This is a genomic window from Actinomadura formosensis (assembly GCF_050948385.1).
Taxonomy (GTDB): domain Bacteria; phylum Actinomycetota; class Actinomycetes; order Streptosporangiales; family Streptosporangiaceae; genus Spirillospora; species Spirillospora formosensis.
Window position 1 is genome coordinate 3,888,160 of the sequence record NZ_CP192011.1, and the last position, 21,729, is coordinate 3,909,888.

General features: G+C 71.9%; 30 protein-coding genes and 1 pseudogene. 23 read left to right on the forward strand and 8 right to left on the reverse strand.

Going from position 1 to position 21,729, the window contains the following annotated elements; genetic code table 11:
- The first annotated feature begins 27 nt into the window (after positions 1–27).
- Genes ACQP1N_RS18685 through ACQP1N_RS18770 form a run of 18 tightly spaced genes read left to right on the forward strand, consistent with a single transcriptional unit; the run spans position 28 to position 13,312 of the window.
- On the forward strand, positions 28–441 hold the full coding sequence (locus tag ACQP1N_RS18685) for a hypothetical protein (RefSeq protein ID WP_433225592.1): 414 nt from the start codon (positions 28–30) through the stop codon (positions 439–441).
- A gap of 4 nt (positions 442–445) precedes the next feature.
- Entirely contained in the window at positions 446–769 is a 324-nt protein-coding gene (locus ACQP1N_RS18690) for a hypothetical protein (protein ID WP_433225595.1), read from the forward strand.
- Positions 766–1,086: a hypothetical protein gene (locus ACQP1N_RS18695; RefSeq protein WP_433225597.1), complete on the forward strand. Its 321-nt coding sequence runs from the start codon at positions 766–768 to the stop codon at positions 1,084–1,086. Before ACQP1N_RS18690 ends, ACQP1N_RS18695 begins: the two co-directional genes overlap by 4 nt.
- Entirely contained in the window at positions 1,083–1,874 is a 792-nt protein-coding gene (locus ACQP1N_RS18700) for a hypothetical protein (RefSeq protein WP_433225598.1), read from the forward strand. Before ACQP1N_RS18695 ends, ACQP1N_RS18700 begins: the two co-directional genes overlap by 4 nt.
- The gene (locus ACQP1N_RS18705) at positions 1,874–2,461 is read left to right on the forward strand and encodes a hypothetical protein (RefSeq protein WP_433225600.1); all 588 of its coding nucleotides are present in this window, start codon (positions 1,874–1,876) and stop codon (positions 2,459–2,461) included. Before ACQP1N_RS18700 ends, ACQP1N_RS18705 begins: the two co-directional genes overlap by 1 nt.
- A complete protein-coding gene (locus ACQP1N_RS18710) occupies positions 2,458–2,754 on the forward strand; it encodes a hypothetical protein (RefSeq protein ID WP_433225601.1) in 297 nt (98 codons plus the stop codon). Before ACQP1N_RS18705 ends, ACQP1N_RS18710 begins: the two co-directional genes overlap by 4 nt.
- Positions 2,751–3,200, forward strand: a complete 450-nt coding sequence (locus ACQP1N_RS18715; RefSeq protein ID WP_433225603.1) for a hypothetical protein — start codon at positions 2,751–2,753, stop codon at positions 3,198–3,200. The genes ACQP1N_RS18710 and ACQP1N_RS18715 overlap by 4 nt, the downstream gene beginning before the upstream one ends.
- A gap of 10 nt (positions 3,201–3,210) precedes the next feature.
- Positions 3,211–3,624, forward strand: a complete 414-nt coding sequence (locus ACQP1N_RS18720; protein ID WP_433225604.1) for an HK97 gp10 family phage protein — start codon at positions 3,211–3,213, stop codon at positions 3,622–3,624.
- 10 nt (positions 3,625–3,634) lie between these two features.
- On the forward strand, positions 3,635–4,138 hold the full coding sequence (locus ACQP1N_RS18725) for a hypothetical protein (RefSeq protein ID WP_433225605.1): 504 nt from the start codon (positions 3,635–3,637) through the stop codon (positions 4,136–4,138).
- Between the two features lie 11 nt (positions 4,139–4,149).
- Complete coding sequence (locus tag ACQP1N_RS18730; protein WP_433225607.1) at positions 4,150–4,434, forward strand: hypothetical protein; 285 nt, start codon at positions 4,150–4,152, stop codon at positions 4,432–4,434.
- A complete protein-coding gene (locus tag ACQP1N_RS18735) occupies positions 4,434–4,922 on the forward strand; it encodes a hypothetical protein (protein WP_433225609.1) in 489 nt (162 codons plus the stop codon). The genes ACQP1N_RS18730 and ACQP1N_RS18735 overlap by 1 nt, the downstream gene beginning before the upstream one ends.
- A complete protein-coding gene (locus tag ACQP1N_RS18740; protein WP_433225611.1) occupies positions 4,919–5,197 on the forward strand; it encodes a hypothetical protein in 279 nt (92 codons plus the stop codon). Before ACQP1N_RS18735 ends, ACQP1N_RS18740 begins: the two co-directional genes overlap by 4 nt.
- Positions 5,194–5,589 carry a hypothetical protein gene (locus tag ACQP1N_RS18745; RefSeq protein WP_433225613.1) on the forward strand — a complete coding sequence of 132 codons (396 nt, stop codon included), beginning with the start codon at positions 5,194–5,196 and terminating at the stop codon, positions 5,587–5,589. The genes ACQP1N_RS18740 and ACQP1N_RS18745 overlap by 4 nt, the downstream gene beginning before the upstream one ends.
- Before the next feature lie 14 nt (positions 5,590–5,603).
- Positions 5,604–5,858, forward strand: coding sequence for a phage tail assembly protein T (locus ACQP1N_RS18750; RefSeq protein WP_433225615.1), 255 nt, complete (start codon positions 5,604–5,606; stop codon positions 5,856–5,858).
- The gene (locus ACQP1N_RS18755; RefSeq protein ID WP_433225617.1) at positions 5,842–8,448 is read left to right on the forward strand and encodes a hypothetical protein; all 2,607 of its coding nucleotides are present in this window, start codon (positions 5,842–5,844) and stop codon (positions 8,446–8,448) included. The genes ACQP1N_RS18750 and ACQP1N_RS18755 overlap by 17 nt, the downstream gene beginning before the upstream one ends.
- Before the next feature lie 10 nt (positions 8,449–8,458).
- Positions 8,459–9,862 (forward strand): hypothetical protein, encoded by a 1,404-nt coding sequence (locus tag ACQP1N_RS18760; protein WP_433225619.1) that lies wholly within the window; start codon positions 8,459–8,461, stop codon positions 9,860–9,862.
- A 10-nt stretch (positions 9,863–9,872) separates the two neighbouring features.
- A complete protein-coding gene (locus ACQP1N_RS18765; RefSeq protein ID WP_433225621.1) occupies positions 9,873–10,319 on the forward strand; it encodes a hypothetical protein in 447 nt (148 codons plus the stop codon).
- 8 nt (positions 10,320–10,327) lie between these two features.
- Positions 10,328–13,312 (forward strand): hypothetical protein, encoded by a 2,985-nt coding sequence (locus ACQP1N_RS18770; RefSeq protein ID WP_433225623.1) that lies wholly within the window; start codon positions 10,328–10,330, stop codon positions 13,310–13,312.
- Positions 13,313–13,318: 6 nt separating this feature from the next.
- On the opposite strand, the gene ACQP1N_RS18775 is transcribed toward ACQP1N_RS18770, so the two are convergent.
- Positions 13,319–13,576: a hypothetical protein gene (locus ACQP1N_RS18775; RefSeq protein WP_433225625.1), complete on the reverse strand. Its 258-nt coding sequence runs from the start codon at positions 13,574–13,576 to the stop codon at positions 13,319–13,321.
- 137 nt (positions 13,577–13,713) lie between these two features.
- Between ACQP1N_RS18775 and ACQP1N_RS18780 the strand changes: the two genes are divergently transcribed.
- Genes ACQP1N_RS18780 through ACQP1N_RS18790 form a run of 3 tightly spaced genes read left to right on the forward strand, consistent with a single transcriptional unit; the run spans position 13,714 to position 15,076 of the window.
- The gene (locus tag ACQP1N_RS18780) at positions 13,714–14,037 is read left to right on the forward strand and encodes a hypothetical protein (protein ID WP_433225627.1); all 324 of its coding nucleotides are present in this window, start codon (positions 13,714–13,716) and stop codon (positions 14,035–14,037) included.
- Between the two features lie 5 nt (positions 14,038–14,042).
- On the forward strand, positions 14,043–14,789 hold the full coding sequence (locus ACQP1N_RS18785; RefSeq protein WP_433225629.1) for an N-acetylmuramoyl-L-alanine amidase: 747 nt from the start codon (positions 14,043–14,045) through the stop codon (positions 14,787–14,789).
- A 2-nt stretch (positions 14,790–14,791) separates the two neighbouring features.
- Positions 14,792–15,076 (forward strand): hypothetical protein, encoded by a 285-nt coding sequence (locus tag ACQP1N_RS18790; protein WP_433225631.1) that lies wholly within the window; start codon positions 14,792–14,794, stop codon positions 15,074–15,076.
- A gap of 422 nt (positions 15,077–15,498) precedes the next feature.
- On the opposite strand, the gene ACQP1N_RS18795 is transcribed toward ACQP1N_RS18790, so the two are convergent.
- The 5 genes from ACQP1N_RS18795 to ACQP1N_RS18815 form a co-directional block, all read right to left on the reverse strand.
- Positions 15,499–16,269, reverse strand: coding sequence for a DUF3800 domain-containing protein (locus ACQP1N_RS18795; protein WP_433225633.1), 771 nt, complete (start codon positions 16,267–16,269; stop codon positions 15,499–15,501).
- A gap of 379 nt (positions 16,270–16,648) precedes the next feature.
- Positions 16,649–17,461, reverse strand: a complete 813-nt coding sequence (locus ACQP1N_RS18800; RefSeq protein ID WP_433225635.1) for a phosphotransferase — start codon at positions 17,459–17,461, stop codon at positions 16,649–16,651.
- A 22-nt stretch (positions 17,462–17,483) separates the two neighbouring features.
- Positions 17,484–17,939 carry a hypothetical protein gene (locus ACQP1N_RS18805; RefSeq protein WP_433225637.1) on the reverse strand — a complete coding sequence of 152 codons (456 nt, stop codon included), beginning with the start codon at positions 17,937–17,939 and terminating at the stop codon, positions 17,484–17,486.
- Positions 17,940–18,063: 124 nt separating this feature from the next.
- Positions 18,064–18,339 carry a hypothetical protein gene (locus ACQP1N_RS18810; RefSeq protein WP_433225639.1) on the reverse strand — a complete coding sequence of 92 codons (276 nt, stop codon included), beginning with the start codon at positions 18,337–18,339 and terminating at the stop codon, positions 18,064–18,066.
- On the reverse strand, positions 18,336–18,614 hold the full coding sequence (locus ACQP1N_RS18815) for a hypothetical protein (RefSeq protein ID WP_433225641.1): 279 nt from the start codon (positions 18,612–18,614) through the stop codon (positions 18,336–18,338). Before ACQP1N_RS18815 ends, ACQP1N_RS18810 begins: the two co-directional genes overlap by 4 nt.
- A gap of 229 nt (positions 18,615–18,843) precedes the next feature.
- Between ACQP1N_RS18815 and ACQP1N_RS18820 the strand changes: the two genes are divergently transcribed.
- Positions 18,844–19,719, forward strand: a complete 876-nt coding sequence (locus ACQP1N_RS18820) for a helix-turn-helix domain-containing protein (RefSeq protein ID WP_433225643.1) — start codon at positions 18,844–18,846, stop codon at positions 19,717–19,719.
- On the opposite strand, the gene ACQP1N_RS18825 is transcribed toward ACQP1N_RS18820, so the two are convergent.
- The gene (locus ACQP1N_RS18825) at positions 19,716–20,483 is read right to left on the reverse strand and encodes a DUF6879 family protein (RefSeq protein ID WP_433225645.1); all 768 of its coding nucleotides are present in this window, start codon (positions 20,481–20,483) and stop codon (positions 19,716–19,718) included. The genes ACQP1N_RS18820 and ACQP1N_RS18825 overlap by 4 nt on opposite strands.
- Before the next feature lie 291 nt (positions 20,484–20,774).
- Between ACQP1N_RS18825 and ACQP1N_RS18830 the strand changes: the two are divergent.
- Positions 20,775–20,966 (forward strand): annotated as a pseudogene (locus ACQP1N_RS18830) (CorA family divalent cation transporter); the annotation flags it as partial.
- A 23-nt stretch (positions 20,967–20,989) separates the two neighbouring features.
- On the opposite strand, the gene ACQP1N_RS18835 reads toward ACQP1N_RS18830, so the two are convergent.
- Complete coding sequence (locus ACQP1N_RS18835) at positions 20,990–21,607, reverse strand: hypothetical protein (protein WP_067807449.1); 618 nt, start codon at positions 21,605–21,607, stop codon at positions 20,990–20,992.
- Between the last annotated feature and the right edge of the window lie 122 nt (positions 21,608–21,729).

Consider the following 21,729-nt stretch of genomic DNA (forward strand, 5'->3'; position numbering starts at 1 on the left):
GCCGGCCCAAACGGCAAGGAGACTGCCATGCCCTACAGGGGCGGATACCCCCGCGCCACCGAGCTGCACGCGGTGCGCGGACGCTACGACTTCGCCGTGGACGGCGGAGCGGTCGGCGACATCGACCTCACCCCGGAAGCCCAGATCCCGGCCAACGCGGTCGTCCTCGGCGGGTTCGCCGAGGTGGACGTCCCGCCGACCTCCGGCGGCGCCGGGACGCTGGCCGTCAAGGTCGAGGGCGCCGGGGACATCATCGCCGCCGCCGCGGTGTCCGGCGCGCCCTGGTCGACCACGGGCCGCAAGTCCGTGGTGCCGGTCTTCACCGGCGCGACCTCGGTCAAGACCACGGCGGCCCGCAAGATCGTCGCCACCGTCGCCACCGCCGCGCTGACGGCGGGCGTGGTCGACGTCGTCCTGTTCTACGTCGAGCTGCCGGACTGACGCCGTGGGAGCCATCGAAGGCGCCAACCCGCGGCCCGGCGCCGTCCGGACGGTCGCGGCCAACGGCGCGCTCACCCTGGCCCGCGACGACCGGGTGGTGGGGCTGTCGAGCACGGACGCCGCCACCAAGGCGGCCACGATGACCGCGACGCAGGCGGGCCACGTGGTCTACGTGTGCCTGCGGTCGCTGTCGTCCACCGGCAAGTACACCCTCGCGGTCTCGGGCGGCACCGTCACCCTCGACGCCGCCGGGGAGGGCTGCGTCATCGCCTACGACGGGTCGGCCTGGCAGCTCGCCGCCCTGACCGGAGGAGCGACGTTCGCATGAGCCGCGTGAAGATCGACCGCCGCGTCTACCTGACCGAGGACCGCAAGCGCACGGTCGGCGAGGACAGCCCGGAACCGAAGGTGCTGCTGTGCCCCGAGGGCGGCGAGGTTGAGCGTGACCTGGCCGACCGGTACGGGCTGCTGGACCCGCCTGCTGCCGAGGAGGACGCCGAGGTCAAGGCTGCCCGCCGCCCGCCGAACAAGGCGCGGCGGGCAGCCGCCAGCGCGTCCAAGGATGGAGCCGAGGACAAGTCCGCCGAGAAGCCCGCGGACAAGTCGGGTGGCAAGGCGGCCGACAAGTCCGGAGGCGGCTCGTGACCCTCGTGGGCGCGGCGGTCACCCCGGTGAGCGGCCAGGGCTGGGCCGACGCGATCACGGCCTTCGAGTCGCTCACCGGGCGGCCGATGCCGGTCCGCCGCTGCTACGAGGGCGCGCCGCCGTCCTCGGTGGGCACCTCGCAGCTGCGGCACGACCTCGGGGCGCGCAAGAGCGTCTACAGCGTCAAGCCGACGATGTCCACGCCGATCGCGACACTGGAGGCCCTCGCCGCCGACATCGTCGCCCGCGGCCATCCCTGCGACGTGATCATCTACCACGAGCCGGTCGACAACATGTCCGGGCAGGCGTTCATCGACCTCTACCAGCGGTCGGCGCCGCCGTTCCGGGCGGCCGGGGTGCCGGTCGGGGTGTGCTTCACCAACTGGTCGTGCAACCTGCCGTATGCCGACCCGCAGTCGGCGCTGCGGCACTACTGGCCGGGCGACCACCTGGTGGACTTCATCGCGATCGACGAGTACCCGATCGGGGAGATCACCTCGACCAAGGACGCCGCGCCGATGGACGTCCGGGCGCGCCGCGTCGCCCAGTTCGCCGACGCGCGCGGCATCCCGCTCGGCCTGGCCGAGTACGGCGTGGACTCCTCCTGGGACACGGCCAAGGCGGACCGGTGGCTGCGGTCGGTCGCCGACTGGGGGCGGAGCCGCGCCGCGCTCGGCAAGCCGCTGCGGTGGGCGTGCTATTTCCACTGCGACGTCGGCGGCGCCTACCGGCTCACCCACGCCGAGCATCTGGACGCCTACGCCGACTCGGCCCGGACGCTGGCCTGATGCTGACCACCGCGCCGGCGGACTGGATCACCGTCGCCGAGGTCAAGACGCACATGCAGAAGACCGGCACGGCCGATGACGACGAGCTGGCCGGGTTCGTGTCGGCGGCCTGCTACTCGATCCGGGACCGGATCGGGGAGGTCTCGGCGGTCACGGCCGTGACCGAGGCGTGCTCGTGGTCGAGCCTCATCGTCTTGGAGCACAAGCCGGTCATCCAGGTCACCAAGGTCGAGCGGCTGCCGGGCCTCGGCCTCGTTCCGGCGGGCGACCGGGGCACCGGCGCCGACGGGTGGCTGATGCAGCAGCCGGGCGCGGGGATCCTGCAGCACACCTCCGCCTTCCCCGGCGACGTCCGCGTCACCTACCAGGCGGGCCGGGTGCCCCTTCCCCCCAACGTCCGGCTCGCCGGGCTGGAGATGGCCGCGCACCTGTGGCGCGCGTCCCAGCTCAACTCCGGCGGCGGCCGTCCCGCGATCGCCGACGACGGGCAGCCCATCATCCCCGGCGTCGCCTACGCCCTGCCGATCCGGGTCCGCGAACTCCTCGGGCTCGGCGACAACCCCACTTCGGAGGTGCTGATCGGATGAGCCTGGACGACCGGATCACCGGCAAGGACGCCCCGCCGCCGGCCCCGCGCCCGGCGCTCCGCCCGCGCCAGGCGCCGCGCGACGCCGTCCCGGTCGCGGGGCATTCGGCTCTGACGGTGCAGCCGGGTCAGGTGCTCATCGTGACGCTGCCGGACGCGCCGAACGCCGAGCACGCCGCGAGCATCGCCAAGGGGCTGAAGGAGAAGCTGCCGGGCGTCGAGGTGCTCGTCCTCGCCGGGGTCCAGCAGATCGCCGTCTATGACCCGGGCACGGCCGCCGAGGGGCAGGCGTGAGCGTCTCGACCGTCCCGGCCGTGCTGGACGCGCTGGTGGCGCGGGCGCGGGCCGCGCTGCCGGAGGTTCAGGTGCTGGACGGGGGTCCGCACCGTGACACCGACCCGGACGTGGTCGCGATCGGCTTCACCGGCGATCCGGGCGAGGCCGCCGTCGAGGACACCCGCACCCGTGAGCAGCTCGCCACCTCCCCCGACCGGGAGCGGTACGAGATCACCTCGCTGGCCTCGTCGTGGCGTGGCGAGGAGCACGACGCCAAGGCCGTCCGGGACCGCGTCTACGAAATGCTCGACGCGCTCGCGGCCGAGCTGGAGCGCGACCAGCGGCTGGGCGGGCTGGTGAACCGGGCCCGGCTGTCGAGCGGCGCGTTCGCCCAGGAGCAGACGAACAAGGGCGCAGTGGCGACCGTCCGGTTCGTGGTCTCCGTGGACGCCTTCACGCGGTGAGCGGCGCCCGATGACCGACGAGATCCGGCGGCTGATCCGCGACCTGGACGGCATCCCGCCCGAGCTGCGCCGCCAGCTCCGCCCCGGCCTGCGCACGGCGGGCCGGATCGTCGCCGACCAGGCCAAGATCAACGCCGCCTGGTCCACCCGCATCCCCAAGGCGATCAAGGTGTCCGTCCGGTTCTCCGGCACGCCGGGGGTGCGCGTCCGGGTCGACCGGCGCAAGGCGCCGCACGGCCGCCCCTACGAGCACGGCGGCCGCCCTGGAACGTTCCGGCACCCCTACTTCGGCGACCGGCGCCGCTGGTACTCCCAGCGGGCCCGCCCGTTCCTGGCCCCGGCCGTCGCGAGCAAGGGCCGCCGGGCCGCCCGCGAGATCGACCGCGTCGTCGCCCGCGTCACCCGCGACGCCGGATTCCACTGAAAGGACCGCCATGCTCACCACCAGGGTCATGTTCGAGCTGTCGGCCGAACTGACCGCCGAATTGGACCTGGCGTCCGGCTCGGTGCCGCTGCGCTACCCGCGCCAGTACATCTGGGGCTCGGGCACCGGCGCGAACTCCGCCGACAAGGTCTTCCACGACAAGCGGACGCTGGCCGCCTCGGCGACCGAGGACCTGGACCTGGCCGGGTCCCTGCTCGACGGGTTCGGGCAGGCGATCACCTTCGCCCGGGTCCGCGGCCTGATCGTCTACGCCGCCCCCGGCAACACCAACGCCGTCCAGGTGGGCGGCGCGGCGGCGACGCAGTTCACCGGCTGGGTGGCCGACGCCACCGACAAGGTCAACGTCCGGCCGGGCGGCCTGCTCGCGCTGCTGGCCCCGGACGCGACCGCCTATCCGGTCGGCGCGGGCGCCAGCGATCTGCTGCGCTTCGGCAACGGCGGCGGCGGGACACCCGTGACCTACGACGTCGTGATCATCGGCGCGTCCGCCTGAAAGGGGGCCCTGTGGACAAGGTCAAGATGCGCCACCCGGAGGTGGACGCGCCCGCGATGGTCCCGGTCAGCGCCGTGCCGCAGCACGTCCTGGCCGGGTGGACGGTCGACGAGAGCGGCGACCCGCCCGAGGCGTGCCCGCTGTGCGGGCGGCCCGCACCGGCCCCGCCTCCCAGCGTCCCGGACTCCAACACTCCGGACTCCATGACTCCGGACTCCACGGCCCCGGCCACCGCCGGGGCTTCGTCATCTCGGGCACCGGCCGGCAGGCGCCGGCGCGGCAGTGAGGAGAGCTGATGTCTGCCACGCCCATCACCGCGAGCAGCCGGTACATCAACCCCGGCGTCACCAAGATCGTCTTCGCCACGGCGGTCGCCAACAAGTCGGCGCCGACCCGCGGGGAGATCAACGCCGGGACGGACGTGACCCGCGAGGTCCAGAACGCCGACGGCTGGGTGACCGAGAGCAAGAACGTCGATACGCCGGACCTGGACTCCGAATTCACCGGCAAGATCCCCGGCCGCACGAGCGCCGAGGACTCCAGCTTCGCCTTCTACGCCGACGAGGCGGGCGCGGACGCCCGGCAGCTGCTGCCGCGCGGCACGTCCGGCTTCGTCATGATCTTCGACGGCGGGGACGTCCCGGGCCGCAAGATGCGCATCTTCCCCGTCCGGGTGTCCAGCGTCGGGATGCCGATCGACATCGAGGGCGGCGACGCGGCCGTGGTCAACATCGCCTTCGCGATCACCAGCGTGCCGGCCGAGAACGTGGCGGTCCCGGCGTGACGGCCCAGATCCTGCCGGGCATCCCGGCGTCGGTGCCGCGCGCGAAGGTCGCCGAACTGGCCCAGTCCCTGGGGTTCCAGGTACGCGACCTGGTGTCACTGGAGTTCCATCCGGAGGCCATCTACGCCGAGGTGTTCGCCCATCACCCCGGTAAGGAGCGCGGCGCGGACGGGCGCGCATGGAGGTACGCCGTCGGCGACGAGGCGGCCACGCACCGGGTGTGCATCCGCATCGCGGACGAACCCGAGAACGAGCCCGAGGGGGGCGACGCATGAGCCTGCTGTCCAGAGACCAGATCCTCGGCGCCGAGGACCGCACCTACGAGGTCGTGACCTGCCCCGAATGGGGCGGAGACGTCCGGTTGCGGTCCCTGACCGGGTCCGAGCGCGACGAGTGGGAGAACTCCCTCGTGCGGCAGGTCGGCGACAAGCGGCGCCTGAACGCCCGCAACATGCGGGCCAAGCTCATCGCGCTGTCGGCCGTCGACGAGCACGGCGCGCCGCTGTTCTCCTCCGCCGACGTGATCAAGCTCGGATCCAAGAACGCCGCGCCGCTGGACCGCCTGTTCGAGGCGTGCCAGCGGCTGTCGGGCCTGTCGGACAAGGACGTCGAGGAGCTGGAGGAGGGTTTCGGCGAGACCCAGGGCGCGCCTTCCGCTTCCGCCTAGCCGCGCACCTGGGCATGACCGTCGGCGCCCTGCTGCGCTCGATCGACTCCCGCGAGCTCACCGAGTGGCAGATCTACGAGCGGATGTACGGGCCGCTCGGCCAGCAGCGCGACGACCAGCTCGCCGCGCTGATCGCCGCGGCCGTGGCCAACGTCTTCCGCGACAAGGGCAAGGCCGCCGAACCCAAGGACTACCTGCCGCGCTGGGAGGCGCCCCAGCGGCCCGCAGAACCCCCCGAGGAGGTGGCCGATCGTGGCGACGATCCGTGACCTGCTCATTCGCATCGGCGTGCGGGACCGGGCCGTCCGCTCGGGCGTCAGCCGGGTCACCCGGCAGCTCGACCGGCTCGACCGCAAGCTCGACGGGATCGGCGCCAAAGCGCGCACCGGCGGCCTGGTCGCCCTGGCCGGGGCGGCGTTCTCGCTGGCCGGCGCGCTGGGCCCGGCGGCCGGCGGAGTCGCCGGGCTGGCGCTCTCACTGGGCGCCGCGCTCGCCCCCGCCGCGGCGCTCGGGCTGGCGCTGCCGGCCGTCGCGGTCGCCTGGAAGACCTCGCTGGCGATCATGTCGCTGGCCGTCGACGGCCTGTCGGACACGCTCAAGGCGGCGATCTCCGGCGACATGAAGAAGTACCAGGACGCGCTGAAGAAGCTGCCGCCCGCCGCGCGGGCGGTGGCCTCGGAGCTGGGCGGCGCGCTGTCGGGCCTGCAGCGCACCGTCCAGCAGGCGTTCTTCGCCCCGGTCGCCGCGCAGGCGCGGGGCCTGGGCGCGCGGCTGCGCGGCCCGCTGCAGGGTGGCGCGGCCCTGGCCGCCGCCGCGTTCGGGCGGCTGGCCGCGCAGGCGGTCATCGTGGCCCGCGAGGGCCGCTCGATCGCCTTCCTGCGCGGCCTGTTCCGCGCGATCGCCGCCGGGGCCGACGGCGCCGGAAAGGGCGTCGCGCCGCTGCTGCGCGGCCTGCGCGACCTGGCGGGCGCGTTCCTTGGCGTCGTGCCCCGCATCGGCGCGGGCCTGGGCGGGCTGGCCGCCGCGACGGGCCGGTGGATGTCGGAGATCTCCCGGTCCGGGAAGGCCGCGGCGTGGTTCACCCGGGCGCTGTACACCCTCACGCTGATCGGCTCCATCCTGCGCTCCCTGGGGGTCACCGTCGCCGCGGTGTGGCGGGCGGCGACGGCGGGCGGCGGGAACCTGCTGGCGACGATCGCGCGGGGCGCGGCGGCCATGGCCCGGTGGGCGCAGTCCGCGCACGGCATGGCGACCCTGATGACGTTCTTCATGAAGGGCCGCGACACGCTGTCGCAGCTGTGGCGGATCGCGGTCAACCTCGGCACGGCGCTCGGCGGGATCTTCGGCTCCGCCTCGGGCCAGGCCGGCTCCCTGCTCGACACGATCGAGCGGCTCACCGCAAAGTTCGCGGCGTGGACGCAGTCCAGCCAGGGCAACCAGCAGCTCACGCAGACGTTCGCGCTGCTGGGCCAGGTAGCGCGGGACCTGATGACAATCCTGCCGGGCGTGGCGGTCGTGCTCGGCCAGCTGGCAAAGTGGTTCAGCTCCCTGCCCGGTCCGGTGCAGGACGTCGTGTCCAAGTTCCTGGCCTGGGGCATCTTCCTCGGCCTGGTCGCGGGGAAGATCGGCCCGCTGATCCGGGGCGTGACGATGCTGACCGGCGGCCTGATCCGGGTCGGGTCGGCGGCCGGGACCGCCGGGGCGGCGCTCGGGCGGGCGGCGGTCGCGGCGGGCCGGTGGGCGGGGCAGATGGCCGCGGCCGCCGGGCGGGCGATCGCGTCGGCGGCGCGGGTCGCCGCGCAGTTCGCGCTGCAGGCGGCGCGGATGGCCGCGTCCATGGCGATCGCGGCGGGCCGGATCGCCCTGCAGTGGACGCTGATGGCCGCGCGCGCCGTCATCTCCGCGGCGATCATGGCCGCGCAGTGGCTCATCGCGTTCTGGCCGATCGCGCTGATCGTCGCGCTCGTCGCCGGGATCGTCATCGTGGTCATCAAGTACTGGGACGAGATCAAGGCGTTCACGGTCAAGGCGTGGGGGGCCATCAAGAACGGTGTGATGAAGGCCGTCGACTTCGTCGTCGGCTTCGTCAAGAACCACTGGCGGCTGCTGATCGCGATCATGCTCGGGCCGCTCGGGATCATCATCGCGCTGACGACGAAGTACTGGGGCAAGATCAAGTCCGGCGTCGCGGCGGCCGTGCGGGGCGTGCTCGCCGCGGCCGGGTGGCTGGCCGCGCTGCCCGGCCGGGTCGCCGGATGGTTCGGCTCGCTCGCGCGCGCCGCGATCGGCAAGGCGATCGGCCTGGTCAACTGGATGTACGGCCTGCCGGGCCGGATCGCGCGGGCGCTGGGCAACACCGGCCGCCTGCTCTACAACGAGGGCAAGAACATCCTGATCGGCCTGTGGAACGGCCTGGTGTCCATGGCGGGCAGGATCGCCCGCTGGATCGGCGACCTGGTCCGCAACATCATCCCCGGGCCCGTCCGCCGGGTCCTGGGGATCAACTCCCCCTCCAAGGTGTTCATGGGCTTCGGCGTGAACCTCGGCGAGGGCCTGGTCGCCGGGATGAACTCCACCCACCGCAGGATCGCCGGCGCCGCCGCCGCGATGGCCGGGGCCGCCGTGCCGTCCCTGGCCGCGCCGGGCGTGCCCGGCATGGGCGCTCCGCCGGGCCTGGCCCGCGCGGGCGGCACCGCGCGCGGCGACCAGGGCGCGCTGAACGCGCGGGCCATCGGGGACGCCGTCGCCGACGCGATCCGCCGCGCCGGGATCAAGGTCGACATGGACGGCAAGGCCGTCGCCGAGATCGTCACCAAGCACACCGGCCGCGCCTCCGACCAGCGGCGCCGGACCGGCTGAGGGAGGGGCGTTGCCGAGCACCTGGAAGTTCGTCGACCAGCCCGCCCTGGTGCACTCCACGCTGCTGGACATGAACGACGGGGCCACCTGGCGGACGCTGGGCGAGGACTTCGACATCTCCCCGCCGCCGGTCACCCGGTCCCTGGTGCGCAACGCCCTCATGGACGGCGGCATCCTCACCTCCGCGTCCTACGACCTGCGGGAGCTGAAGTTCACGCTCCGGCTGGAGGGCGAGACCGAGGCGGCCCGGGTCGCGCAGCTCAAGGCGTTCGAGAAGGAGGTCGGCAAGCCGGCGAACCTGCTGATGTACAAGAGCCAGCTGCACGATGTGCCGGTGTTCTTCCGGACGCTGCGCAGCGACTCCTTCGAGCTGGACACCCAGTTCGTGCCGGGCAAGGTGTGGCAGATCAAGGCGGCGGTCGCGGCCGAGCCGTACGCGATCGGCGTGCGCCGCGACCTGGCCCCGGTCACCGTGGCCAACGACCCGGCGGCGGCGACCAACCCGACCCGTTTCGACATCCCCGGCGCGCAGATCCTCGGGGACGGGCCGACGCCGGCGTTCGTGCGCATCGCGGGGCTCGGCGCGGGCGCGGTGATCCTGCTCGCGCAGCGCACCATCAACAACCCCACGGCGCTGACCAACGTCGCCCAGGCCGAGTCCGGCAGCCTGGACGGCAACTCATCCCTGTGGGACGGCGGCGGGCTGTACTCGGGCACCGGCGTCAACCGCGCCGTGGCCCGCACCTTCTCCAGCAACAACCTGATGGGCCGGGTCGTCACGGTGAGCGCGCCGACCGCGACGTCATCGGAGGCGCTGCGCGGCCGGTACCGGGTGATCGCGCGGTGCGGGGTGAAGGCCGCGCAGGCCACCAGCACCTTCCAGATCCGCTGGCAGCAGCCGGGCACCGACGCCAATCCGGGGCCGGCGGCGACCGTCACCATCGCCGCCGGCGCGTTCCAGCTCGTCGACCTCGGCGTGCTGGAGTATCCGCCCGCCACGACGGCGCCGTCCTCGATCGGCTACTCGGCCCTGCCGCCCGGCTTCGCCGCCTCGAACCTGGACATCTACGCCGCCCGCGTCAGCGGCACGGCGGACCTGAACATCGACTACGTCTACCTGCTGCCCGCCGACGAGCGGCTGTGCTCGGTGTACCAGGCCGCCGCGCCCGGCTACCTGGTGCTGGACGGCCCCAACGACGCCACCTACGGCATGGCCGCCGGGTCCACCCCGTTCGGGCTGACCCGCACCATCGACAACGGCGGCGGGCTGGTGCCGCGCATCGGGGGGCTGCCGATGCTCGTGCCCGGGGTGCTGAACCGCTGGTACATGCTCACCGGCACCGGGACCATCACCGCCTCGGCGACCGTCGAGATCAGCTACTGGCCGCGCTGGCTGGACGTCGCGACCGCCTAGGAGGAACACAGTGAGCAATGGTGTCTTCAACATCGCCCTGGGCAGGGGCGCCTACTACGCGACCCTCCCGGCCGCCAACGACTCGCTCGTCGTGGCGCTGCTCAAGGTCGCGCAGGCCGACGACGCGCTGCGCGACCACGACACCCTCGCGCAGGTGCTCGCCGCCAACACCGAGGCCGACTTCACCAACTACGCCCGCAAGACCGCCACCGGCGTGCTGGTGACCGTCAACGACACGACCAACCTGGTGGACGTCGACATCGACGACATCACCTGGGCAACCGCGGGCGGGGCGCTGAACAACACCCTGGCCAAGCTGATCATCTGCTACAAGCCGGACACCGCCTCGGCCGACTCGGCGATCATCCCCATGACCCACCACGATTTCGTGGTCACCACCGACGGGTCCTCGATCACCGCGCAGGTCGCCGCCACCGGCTTCTTCCGCGCCAGCTAGGCGGCCTCGTGGTCAGCCTGGTCGGCGCCGACTCCGGCGGGGTCGACAACGGCACGCAGATCACCAACCTGTCCTGGCCCGCGGGGGTCCAGGCGGGCGACTGCGCGCTGCTGTTCTGGACGATGGTGAGCACGGCCACGCCCACCGACCCGGGCGGCTTCGCCCTCAAGCAGTCCTATGACGGCGACTCCGGCTCGATCCGGTCGCGCTTCTACCGCAAGGTGTGCGCGGGCACCGAGTCCGGCGCGCTGACGCTCTCGACGCCGGGGACGGCCAACAGGCAATCCGCCGTCCTGCTCGTCCTGCGCGCCGCGCACGCCACTGAGCCGGTGGACACCTGGGCCATCCGCGACGAGAACGCCAATACCGCCTCCCACGCCTGCCCCGGCGTGGTCACCGGGTTCGCCGGCTGCGTGGGCGTCACCGCCGTCGCCGAGCGCGCCTCCACCGGCACCAGCGGCTGGACGACCACCTGGACCGAGCGGGCGGACTCCACCACGCTGGCCGGCGGCGCCGGCGGCACGATCACCGCGGTCGCCGACGACGGCCTGGCCGCCGGCCGCGCGCAGGGCTCCACGATCACCCCGCCCAACTGGGTCAGCGGCAACAGCTTCGCCTCCGACAACGTCACCGTCTGGACCGTCAGCGTCCGCCCGGCGATCACCGACCAGACGGTCCCCGCCGGGCAGGCCGCCGAGGCCGATACCGCGCAGCCGATCACCCCCTCCCGCACCGTCCCGGTCGGCCAGGCGTCCGAGACCGACGCGGCCCAGCTCGTGACCGGAGGCGAGATCGTCCCCATCGGCCAGGCGTCCGAGACCGACGCGGCCACCCGATTCGCCTCACCGACCACCCGGGCCGCCGAGAGCGACACGGCGGGCACCGTCACCCCGCTGCGCACCGTCGCCTTCGCTCAGGCCGCCGAGACCGGCGCGGCCACCGCGTTCGCCGTCCGCAAGACCGTCCCGGTCGGCCAGGCCACCGAGACCGGCGCCGCGCAGCCGGTCGGCCCGCGCGTCGCGCTCGCCCCCGAGACGCTGCTGAACGGCGTCCCCACGCCGCTGGGGGTGCGGATCTACAACAACTTCCATCCGGCGCTGGACGTGTGGGTCACCAAGGCCGTCGACGACTTCACCTTCCGGTCGGCGATCCCCGGCGGGTTCGCCAGCGCCACGATCACCCTGCACCGCCCCTCCATCGCCGGCAGCCCGGCGTCCGGCTACCTGTTCAACGCCGACAAAGAGCAGTTCGACCAGCTCGCGCGGCTGTTCGACCGGGTGCAGATCGTGGACCTGCGCTCGGCGGAGATCGTGTGGGAGGGCCGCATCGAGGGGCCGCGCCGATCGAGCGACTCCGACACCTGGGAGCTGTCGTGTCTCGGCGCCGCCGTGGTCGCCTCCGACATCCAGCGGCCCATGTTCTACATCGACTCCTCGATCGAGTCCTGGCTGCAGAAACCGGAGAACTTCTGGCAGTTCTCCTCCGATGAACAGACCAAGGTCATCGAGGTGCGCTGGGAGGGGAACCTGGTCTGGCCGGGCCCCGCCGGCGGGGGATTTGCGATGTACAAGGCGCTGACGTGGCAGCGCGGCGAGGAGTGCGGCCTGAGCGCCGGCCGCTACGACATCACCTTCGCCTCCTCCGCCCCGGCGGGGTCGGGCAACCAGGCGCCCACGCACCTGTGGAACTCGGTCCAGGTCGCCGGGCAGATCGGGGGCAGCCAGGGGAGCGACGGGAAATTCCACGCCACCAACTACACCCAGAACCGGCGCGACTGGCGCCGGGTCGGCGACACGCTGTCGTCCTTCGACCAGACCGGCGGATGGCAGATCAACAACGTCAACCGGATCGAGATCTGGACGGGCGTCGGCAACTCGGCCACCTTCGGCGACTACACCAGCGCTCCGGACAAGGTCGTCGGCCGCATCGCCAACCCCCGCGTCCAGGTGCTCCGCCTGGACCGCAACGGGACGGCGCTGACCGCCCCGGTCTCCTACCCCGGCGACTACGTGACCGTCCCCCAGGTGGTCGAGGACGTGATTGGCCGGTTCCTGGTGGGCGGCTGGAACCTGTACACCTACAACGGCGTCACCGGCGGCGACCTCCCCTTCCCCGGCCAGGTCCGCCCGATCGACGTCTACCTCGACGCCTCCTCGGCCGCCAAGTTCACCCACCTGACCTACTTCGACGGCGCCACCGCCGCCGACGTCCTCGCCGACATGATGAACGCCCAGCCCGATGCGTACTGGGCGATCTGGGAGTCCAGATACGGCGCCACCGACCAGTCCGGCGACCGCAACCTGTTCGGGCACCGCTTCGAGTGGGCGACCTGGCCCAAAAGCTGGGGCTACCAGGCGTCGTCGCTGGACGGCCTGGAGGAGCAGCCGACCGGCGAGGGGCTGTACAACTACGTCTTCTACAACTACCCGGTGAGCTCCGACTGGACCGGCACCCCCGGCCACAAGCTGATGACCGTGGGGTGGTCGACCTGGCCGGCCGACGACGAGGCCATCCCCTCCGACTTCTCCGAGGGCAACGACCTGGCGGTCGGGAGGGTCGCCAGGTCGATCACCGCCATCCGCGACAGCCCCGTCACCGGCGCGGCCATCGACGACGTGCGGGGCCTGCTGTCGCGCTACCGCAAGACCGGCAACACCGGCACGATCACGATCCGCCGGCCGATCCACTACTACGACCCCGGCGCCACCTCCTACTCGGGCGCGTCCCGGATGGTGCAGCCGTGGGAGATCCGCCCCGGCAAGCTCATCAAGATCACCGACGTGATGCCGCGCGGGATGATCCAGAACCACTCCCACGGGCAGACCCCGCCGCCCGAGGCGCACGACGGCACCGTGTGGCGGGTGATCGCCACCGAGTACTCCAGCAGCGACAACTCCTGCCGCCTGGAGCTGGACCAGCCGACCGCCTGGTCGATCCCCACGCAGATCGTCAACGCCGGCAAAACCGTCGGCCCGGCCGTGCTGAAGGGCTAGGCGAGGTCAGTCGGCCGGCAGTTCGAACAGCGGGTACGCCTCCGGCCGCCCCTTGGAGTCGTGGGCGACCGTCCAGGACGTCAACTCCCAGCCGGCGTCCTCGATCGCCTCGATCTGCTCGGCCCACCCCGCGATCGAGCCGGAGAACCCGTGCTGGGTCATCGGCGAGTTGAGCTTCGGCGTGAAGAACCGCCGCCCCTCCTCGCGCGCGCGGGCCGCCTCCTTGGCGATCGCGTCCCGCTTGGCGTCCTTGATGAAGCCCATGCCCGTCCCTCCCTTGATCGTGGCCGCACCGTACGCCGCCCGCATGCGGCGCCGCGCGGGATCGGCCGCATCCGGCCGCGAGGCGGCACCGCAGGCGCCATGACACCGTCACCACTACCCACCGCGGAGGACACGCTGTGACGATCAAAGATCTCGGCGACCTGATCATCTGGGCGGGCGGCGTCGCCGCCGCGCTGTCGGCGATCGGGTTCCTGGTCTACCGGGTGTTCGTGCGGGCCTTCGTCCGGTGGCTGAAGGAGCAGATCGTCGAGACCCGGCAGGAGCTGGGCGAGACCCGCCAGGCGCTCGGTGAGACCAAGCAGACGGCTGAGGCCGTGCACGCCGAGGTCACTCCGAACCACGGGACGAGCTTGAAGGACGCAGTGACGCGCACCGAACAGAAGGTCGACCAGCTCGATCGGCGATTCACCGACCACCTGATCAACCATCCCGGGAGCTGAGCAGCATGGACATCATCAGCCGGGCGGAGTGGGGCGCGCGTCGCCCGCGGTCCCGCTCGACGGTCACGTGGGGGCAGCGCACCGAGTTCATCGTGCACTACTCCGAAGGTCCCACCACGCAGTCGGTGCGGTCCATCCAGGACTTTCACATGGGCACACGTGGCTGGTCCGACATCGGATACAACTTCCTCGTCGACGTCCACGGCCGCATCTACGAGGGCCGCGGGTGGCTGACCGTGGGCGCGCACGCCCCGGGCCATAACACCTCAGGCATCGGCGTCTGCATGATCGGCCGGGACGGCGACGCCACCCCCGCAGCCGAGCGGGCGATCCGGTGGCTGTACGACGAGGCGTGCCGCCGCGCCGGCCGCCGGCTCGCCAAGCTCGGGCACCGGGACGTCTACCAGACGAGCTGCCCCGGCGATCAGCTGTACGCGTGGGTGCGGGCCGGGATGCCCGCACCGGACGGACCGACCACACAGGAGGACCCATTGCTCGGGCTCAAGAAGGGCGACAAGGGCGAGCGCGTCCAGGCGCTCCAACTCATGATCGAGGCCGCGGGCGTCGCCCTGCCCACGTACGGCGCGGACAGCCATTATGGCAACGAGACCGCCGAGGGCCTGCGCAAGGTCCGCGCCAGCGTCGGCAGCAAGGCCACCGAGGGATACGGCGACCGGGTCGACGCGCGTGCCTACCAGCAGCTGCACGCGGCCGTCGCCCGCAACCAGGGCAAGCTCGCCCTGAAGGAGTAGCCATGTTCGCCTCCGTGATTCGAACCGTCGTCCCGCTCATCGTCGGCGTCATCATCGGCCAGGCTGCCCGCGCCGGCATGGACCTGGACCCTGGCGCGGTGACCGCGATCGTCACCGTGGTCGCGGGCTACGCCTACTACCACGCCGCCCGGCTGGCCGAGGAGCGCGTCCCGGCAGTGGGCCGGTGGCTGCTGGCCCTCGGCCTGACAGATAAGGCTCCTGCCTATATCGACCCTGGCGATCTCGGCCGCATGGGCGTCGAGGAGATGTCTCGACGTCAGCCCTGATCGTAGGGCGGTGGCCTCCGAGCCGTTCCGCGCGAACGTCCCGCTACTCCGGACCCCCGGATGGCGGGGCGTTTCGCTGTTTCGACAGCACACCGCCTAAGAGTGAGCCCGGCCAGACCAAAAAAGTACGTCCGGACGCAGCAACGCCTCTCGCCCTCCTCCGAGATGATAAGGAGCACTCTGCCTCACGCGCCCTCGCTGCCTCCCCGGAGAGCCCCGCCCCATTGGGGGCATTGCCACCCGGTCAGCCGTGACGCGAGACCCAGGTGAACCAAATTTCATAGTTATTTTGAACTACATAAAACGCTTCACGAGCGTTGACTGTCAGCCTCCTCTGGTAGAACCTAGAGAGTGCACGTGCGGTCGTCTGCCACTGGCGACATTGGCACCCGCGATAGCGGCTTCAGCCGACCGACGTGCTCTCACAGGGCCGCCACCCACGGGTAGGCGGCCCTAGTGCTGCCACACCAGGGATGCATCTTGAGCCCATAGGACGTCAGGTTTCCTGACCGGCGATAGAGGCGCTCAACGAGTTCCTGGAGATAGCGGGGCTCGGTGTTGCCGTACCTGTCTCCCTCGAAGGCGGCGAACGTCGCTGACGCGGCGATGTCGGCGATCTGCAAGAACTCCAAGCGCTGCGGCTGGTCCAGCCGACCGCCCCGCGCGTCGAGCGACGACCAGGCGATCTGGCACCCCGGCTCGCTCCTGAGCAGCCGCTCGTACTCGCGCAGCGTCTCCATCTTGAAGCGGATCACGTGCGCGAGAGTGTAGGTCAGCTCCCGTTCGCGATCACGAGCGAGCCATGACATCCGCTCCAGCAGGTACCGCACCGTGTACAGGTAGGCGCGGTCGTCATCCATCTCGTCGACGCCCTGGGTGATGTGCCGCTTGCAGACCACCACGCTGGAGATTGTCAGCCACGGTTGTTCCCCCAGCAGTTTGGCGGCGTGCAGACGCAGCGAGTGCCCGCGCAGATTCTTCCACGTCAGGTGATCGCCCGGATGGCGTCCCAGGTCGGCGCGCAGTTTGGCCAGGCATTCGGCGGCCTGGTCGAGATGCTCCTCATCGATGATCGCGGCGGACATGACGAAGTGGTCACTGGACTTGGGGGTCCTGGACCGCTGCCCGGCCTCGTCGATGAACGCGAGTGCCCGCCCGGGGGGCACGGCGGGAGTGGGCGCCTTCGTGTGCATGGGAGGCTCATCCGTCCATTCGTGTTACTGCACTTGAGGGCATCGATCATTCCATGCCAGAGGCGCGCCCCCCACTCACTTACCACCCAGCGTTACCAACGGTAACGGGCACACAATCAACCAAAACAGGATTTTTGACTTTTATTGACCGCCCTCCAGGTCGCTGGCCGACCCGCACCCCACCACGGATGATCACTTAGTGCTCTCAAATCAACACACTGAGGGTTGATAAAGATTCGGCGACGTCGGCGTGTCGCGATCTTGTGAATTGCGAATCCGTGATTGGGAGGTGTGAAGCCAGAACCCCGACTCACATAAACACGCCCCGCCCCCTCACATCGCGGTTCAACGCGGAGGGGGCGGGGCGCTTTCGCCGTGCTCAATGACGAAGGCCGCGCCGATGCATCGCCCACCGCACGGCCGCGTCCACCACGGCCCGCGCCCACGGATGGGTGTACGCCCAGAACGCCTCCAGCCAGGTCGTGGCCAGCAGCCGCGCGTAGTAGTCGATCACCGCCGGGTCGGCGTCCTTCCATGCGGGCAGGTCCGCGACCACGGCCTCGGCATCGCGGGGAGCGTGCCCGCACGCCACCAGGTTCACCACCAGGTCCGCCGGGTTCACCAGCGCCGCGCCCAGCGACGCCATCCCCCAGTCGACCAGGGACGCACCGTCCGGTCCCACGACGACGTTGCCGGGGTTCAGGTCGGTGTGCAGCAGCGCCTGACCGGCGAGCCGCCCCAAGTGCTGGGGCGCGGCGGCGTAGTCGGACCAGCGCCCCTCGAACCACTGCACCCTCAGCCCGCTTGGAACGGCGACACCGGCCAGGGCGGCGACGGCACCGACGACCGCGTCCAGATCCGGGGAGCCGGGCGTGTAGTCCGCGCGCCGGCCGGCCACGTACTCGAATCCGAGCAGCCGCCACCCACCCGCCGTGACGTCGCACACCAGGGCGGGGCCGATCGCGCCGATGTACGGGGCGACGGCGGCCTCCCGATCGAGCTGAGCGACCGCGCGCCCGTCCTGGGCGGGTGCGCCCTTGATGAACACCCGGCCCGCCGAGGTGTGACCGATCACCGCGAGCGCGGACCGGCGCCCCTGCGGAACGGGCTCGGCCTTCACCAGCGCGCCGATCTCCTCGTGGATCAGCTCGCGGGCCTGGGGCGGCAGGCCCTCCCACTCGATTCGCTCCATCGGGGGAGAGCCTGCCATGCGATCAGGCATCCGCGGTCTTGGCGACGCACGGGTTCGGCGGGCAGCACGGGTACGCCGCACCCGTCCAGTGCTCGGCGTCGACCCGGTATCCGGTGGCGTGCAGCGCCGGGAGCGTCCGGGCGATCTCCTCCTCCCCCATGGTGACGCCGAGCGCGGGCGGCACGTGGTGCAGGTAGTAGCCGAGGTTCTCCTCGCAGAACCGCTCGTAGTCCTGGGAGTGCAGGATGAAGGCGTGCCATCCCGCGTCGACGGTCTCGGACATGGCCAGGCGCACGCCGGGGTTCTCGGCGACGGCGCGCAGCCACACCAGCGTCTGCCCGACCACGCCCTCGGCGTAGGAGCGGGTGACCTCCTGGTGCTTGGCGACGTAAGACGACAGCTTGTCGAACACGCCGGCGTCCAGCAGGTCGCGGGGGTCGAGGGCGGCACCGGCCGCCCTCTCGAAGGTGACGGTCATCGATCCTCCAAGGCGCGCGGAGATGATGCCGCGCCCGGGTTGCGCGCCTGACGGCCCGGGGCGGGTCTGGAAGGGGCGGCGCGGCCGGGACACGGGGGCACATCACCGGCGGCACCGCCCCGGCTCAGGGCCCGGCCGGTGCGGGCGCGCCGAGGGCCGCCGCGATCGAGCCGGCGGCGCGCTCGGGGTCGGCGGGCAGCGGCAGCCCCGACGCCGGACCCGACCGCCACTCGTAGGCGGCGCCGTCCCAGCCGACGAGCCAGGGCCCGGCGTCGCGGTAGGTGACGCGGACCCGGCGCAGGCCGTCCTCCTCGTCGCGGACGATCGCGGCGGCGACCTGCGGGGCACGGCGCCTCACCGCGGCGTGCAGCCGCTCGGCGGGCCCGAACAGGTCTCTCATCGCTCGCTCCCGGAGATGATCGGGCCGAGCGTGTGCGGCCGCTCGTGGCCGGTGGCGTACCGGGCACGGTAGGAGCGGGCCTCCTCGTAGGCGGCGCGGGCGCCGGACGCGGGGGTGGCCGAGGGGGCGGCGGCCAGCCTGTTCAGCGCCTGGCCGAGCTCGGCCTGGGAGGCGGCCTCCACCAGCCAGTCGCGTCCCTCCCCGTCGCGGCCGAGCGCCCACCAGCTGCCGGTGGCTCGGCCGTGCCAGCACACGGGGTCTTGTAGGTTGCTCACAGCCGGACTCCGATCCGGTCAGGCCCCGGACTCGCGGCGTTCGCGCGCCGGCCGGGGCCGTTTTCGTGTCGTCGGCTACACACTCCCCGCGCGGCTCTCCCGGAGACCAGGAGTTTCACAGACTTTCACACCGGGAACGAGCAGGCCGTTAGGAAGAAATCCGGCCAGGGTGGCAATCGGTGTGAAACTCACACAGCGGCGGGCACCAAATGCGCCAGGATCGGCAGCGATGCCAGCTTCACCGTCCTCATCAGCACAGGCCGCGCGACAGCGCCTCGCCGATCAGCTCCGCGAGATGCGCCGCGCCGCGCGGATCACCGGCGTGGAATTCGCCCACCGCGCCGGGTGGCAAGGTTCCTCACAGGTCTCCATGATCGAGCGCGGTCGCCGCACCATCACCGCCGACCACGTCCGGCTGTGGTGCCGCGTGTGCGCCGCGCCCCCCGCCCGCGAGGCCGAGCTGCTCGCCGAGCAGGCGAACGTGGCGTCCATGTGGGTCTCGCTGCGCGAGCATCAGGACCTCGGCCTGAACGCCCGCCAACAGGCCACCATCGGCGACCTGTATTCGCGGATCACCTCCGAACTCAGCTATCAGACCAAGGTGATCCCTGCGCTGCTGCAGACCGAGGAGTACATGACCGAGGTGCTGCGCGGCGTGCGCCGCGACCGGCGCCTGGAGCTCGACGACGTCGCCGAGGCGGTCGCCACCCGGATGGCCAGGCAGCAGAACCTTCACCGCCCCGGCGTCCGGTTCGTGTTCCTGCTGGAGGAGACGGTGCTGCGCTACCTGTACTGCTCTCCCGGCGTGCACCGCGCCCAGCTCGGGCACCTGATGGAGGCGATGCGGCTGCCCGCCGTGTCGGTCGCGATCATCCCCATGGACGCCGACCGCGTCGGCGCCCGGGCACGTGAGTCGTTCGACATCGACGCGTTCGCCGACGGCGGGGTGAAGGCTTACGTGGAGCTGCTGTCGGGGCTGCTCACACTCACTCACCCCGACGACGTCGCGATCTACCGCCGTGCCTGGGACGAGCTGTTCGCGCTCGCTGTGGTGGGCGACGCCGCCAGGGCGCTGATCCGGGCGGCCGTGAACGCCGCCGGTTAGAGGCCGGAGCCGATGTCGAACTCGGCGTGCGGGGTCGCCCGGTTCCACGCCACCTCGAACGCGCCGGCGATGTCGCGGGCAATGCGCGGGTCGGAGCTGTAGGAGTAGACGCGGGGGTTGGAGTCGTCGCCGCGCTGGAAGTTCCACCGGATGACGCGGTTGTCGAAGACCCAGCAGTCCGCGGCCGGGATCAGCAGGTCGGCGGCCTCGTCGCGCCATAGCCACCGGATGTCCTCGCCGAAGGAGACGTTGGCGTCGGTGACGGCGTGCTCCCACCGCATGTACTCCGAGGCCGGCCGCGAGATGATCCGGACCCGCCGCCACCGCACACCGCGCCCCACCGCCTCGCGGACCATGTCGGCGAAATCGCCCCAGTCGTTGCCGCTCACATCGCCGGTCTCGCGCCACTGCTGGAAGCTGCTGGCCTCACCGACGTCGTAGGCGTCCCTGGTCTCGAACCGGATCAGCGACCGCTCGGTGGCCGCCAGGAGCGTCTTGAAGTCGTGCGGGCCCGGCCCCTTCCGCCCGCTGTCGTGGGCGTCGTCGACGGCCTCCCTGATCGCAGGGAACAGCCGGTCGGGGATCCACACGTCCGCCTCGTCCTCGCCCTTGCCGACGTCCTCGCCGAGGCGGCCGGCCACGTCCGGGTCGGTTACGGCCTTGCCGCGGATGTAGAGGCCGCCGGGTGCCCGCCACACGGCCGGGCATTCCTGCTTGTCGGATTCGGGGTCGCCGCCGACGAACTCCACTCGGTCATCGCTCACAGGGGCTCCAAGGGGGGAAGGGGGTGCCGGTCACGCTCGACCTTCGGCCGCCCGGCGCGTCGGCGTCAAGGACTGCGGACGCTATATCGGCGGCCTCGACGGGTTCTGACGTTTCGCTCCATTCTCCGGGCTTCCCCAAGAGTTCCCGCGCCTTCCCGGTCGGGCACATCGAGGGCACACGGGCTCGGGAATTGCCCGGGAACGGCCGGGAACTCTTGGGGAACCGTTTCGCCTGGCCACCCCGGCGTGTCGCCCCTCCGGCCCAGGGTGCCGAAGGAGCGCCAACACATCGAGGACATGCGCAAGATCTCCGCGTGGGCCGCGATCATCGCGGTGCCGACCGCGATCGCCGGGATCTACGGCATGAACTTCGAGCACATGCCCGAACTGCACTCGATCCTCGGATATCCGCTGGTCCTGGCGGTGATGGCCGTCGCCTGCGTGCTGCTGTTCCGCAGGCTCCGCAAGAGCGGCTGGCTCTAGCCCCCGCCCCTCCCCGGCTCTCGTCAGCCGTCCTCGCGGGGGGAGGCGGGCGCGGCGAGCAGGACGGCCCACAGGTGCGACTCGGCGCCCCGCGACTCCAGGCGCCGCCGTATCCGCTCCACGCCGCCGCGTGTCGGCACCGCCAGCCAGACCAGCAGCGGGTAGCCGAGGACGAACCCGGCGAGGAACACCGGTTCGCTGTGCCCCATCATGGCGAGCGGCAGGCCGAGCAGGATCACGCCCTCGGCCAGCGCGAACCGCAGCAGCACCGCCTGCCGGAACATCATCAGCGCCGTCCGGGCCGCGGCGCCGGGCTCGTCGCCCGGCTGCATGGGACGCGGCGCGCGGGGCCCGGCCAGCAGCGCGACCAGCGCGGCGGCGGCGAGCGGGGCGTAGCTCCACGGTGCCGCGTCCCCGCGGCCGTCCGCCACGATCAGCGGCATGATCGCCAGGATGAGGACGGGCGCGGCGAGCAGCACCAGCATCATCGTGCGCATCCGGCCGAGCTCGGTCCCGGCGCGCAGCGAGGCGAGGTAGCCGGGGTCGTCGCCCGGTCCCGCGCCGAACACCGGCGCCACGTCCGGGCCGCCATCGCCCTCCGGGGTCTTCGGCGAGTACATCGAGAAGGGGGGTGGCGCCATGGCTGCGCACTTTAGCCCGCGGACGGGTCCCGGCAATAGTGCTCACCAGGATCTTCGCGCCGCGCCCGGATCCGGGCGGCCGGCCGCTCGCTTTCCGCGGGGTCGTCGCGGGCCGCTACATT

What these genes read in the sequence shown, in the direction of transcription:
- ACQP1N_RS18705 (WP_433225600.1), top strand. Translation starts at nt 1,874, where the DNA reads ATGCTGACCACCGCGCCGGCGGACTGGATCACCGTCGCCGAGGTCAAG.
- ACQP1N_RS18710 (WP_433225601.1), top strand. Translation starts at nt 2,458, where the DNA reads ATGAGCCTGGACGACCGGATCACCGGCAAGGACGCCCCGCCGCCGGCC.
- ACQP1N_RS18735 (WP_433225609.1), top strand. Translation starts at nt 4,434, where the DNA reads ATGTCTGCCACGCCCATCACCGCGAGCAGCCGGTACATCAACCCCGGC.
- ACQP1N_RS18720 (WP_433225604.1), top strand. Translation starts at nt 3,211, where the DNA reads ATGACCGACGAGATCCGGCGGCTGATCCGCGACCTGGACGGCATCCCG.
- ACQP1N_RS18750 (WP_433225615.1), top strand. Translation starts at nt 5,604, where the DNA reads ATGACCGTCGGCGCCCTGCTGCGCTCGATCGACTCCCGCGAGCTCACC.
- ACQP1N_RS18835 (WP_067807449.1), bottom strand. Translation starts at nt 21,607, where the DNA reads ATGGCGCCACCCCCCTTCTCGATGTACTCGCCGAAGACCCCGGAGGGC.
- ACQP1N_RS18785 (WP_433225629.1), top strand. Translation starts at nt 14,043, where the DNA reads ATGGACATCATCAGCCGGGCGGAGTGGGGCGCGCGTCGCCCGCGGTCC.
- ACQP1N_RS18685 (WP_433225592.1), top strand. Translation starts at nt 28, where the DNA reads ATGCCCTACAGGGGCGGATACCCCCGCGCCACCGAGCTGCACGCGGTG.
- ACQP1N_RS18775 (WP_433225625.1), bottom strand. Translation starts at nt 13,576, where the DNA reads ATGGGCTTCATCAAGGACGCCAAGCGGGACGCGATCGCCAAGGAGGCG.
- ACQP1N_RS18695 (WP_433225597.1), top strand. Translation starts at nt 766, where the DNA reads ATGAGCCGCGTGAAGATCGACCGCCGCGTCTACCTGACCGAGGACCGC.
- ACQP1N_RS18745 (WP_433225613.1), top strand. Translation starts at nt 5,194, where the DNA reads ATGAGCCTGCTGTCCAGAGACCAGATCCTCGGCGCCGAGGACCGCACC.
- ACQP1N_RS18805 (WP_433225637.1), bottom strand. Translation starts at nt 17,939, where the DNA reads ATGACCGTCACCTTCGAGAGGGCGGCCGGTGCCGCCCTCGACCCCCGC.
- ACQP1N_RS18795 (WP_433225633.1), bottom strand. Translation starts at nt 16,269, where the DNA reads ATGCACACGAAGGCGCCCACTCCCGCCGTGCCCCCCGGGCGGGCACTC.
- ACQP1N_RS18800 (WP_433225635.1), bottom strand. Translation starts at nt 17,461, where the DNA reads ATGGAGCGAATCGAGTGGGAGGGCCTGCCGCCCCAGGCCCGCGAGCTG.
- ACQP1N_RS18810 (WP_433225639.1), bottom strand. Translation starts at nt 18,339, where the DNA reads ATGAGAGACCTGTTCGGGCCCGCCGAGCGGCTGCACGCCGCGGTGAGG.
- ACQP1N_RS18790 (WP_433225631.1), top strand. Translation starts at nt 14,792, where the DNA reads ATGTTCGCCTCCGTGATTCGAACCGTCGTCCCGCTCATCGTCGGCGTC.
- ACQP1N_RS18725 (WP_433225605.1), top strand. Translation starts at nt 3,635, where the DNA reads ATGCTCACCACCAGGGTCATGTTCGAGCTGTCGGCCGAACTGACCGCC.
- ACQP1N_RS18820 (WP_433225643.1), top strand. Translation starts at nt 18,844, where the DNA reads ATGCCAGCTTCACCGTCCTCATCAGCACAGGCCGCGCGACAGCGCCTC.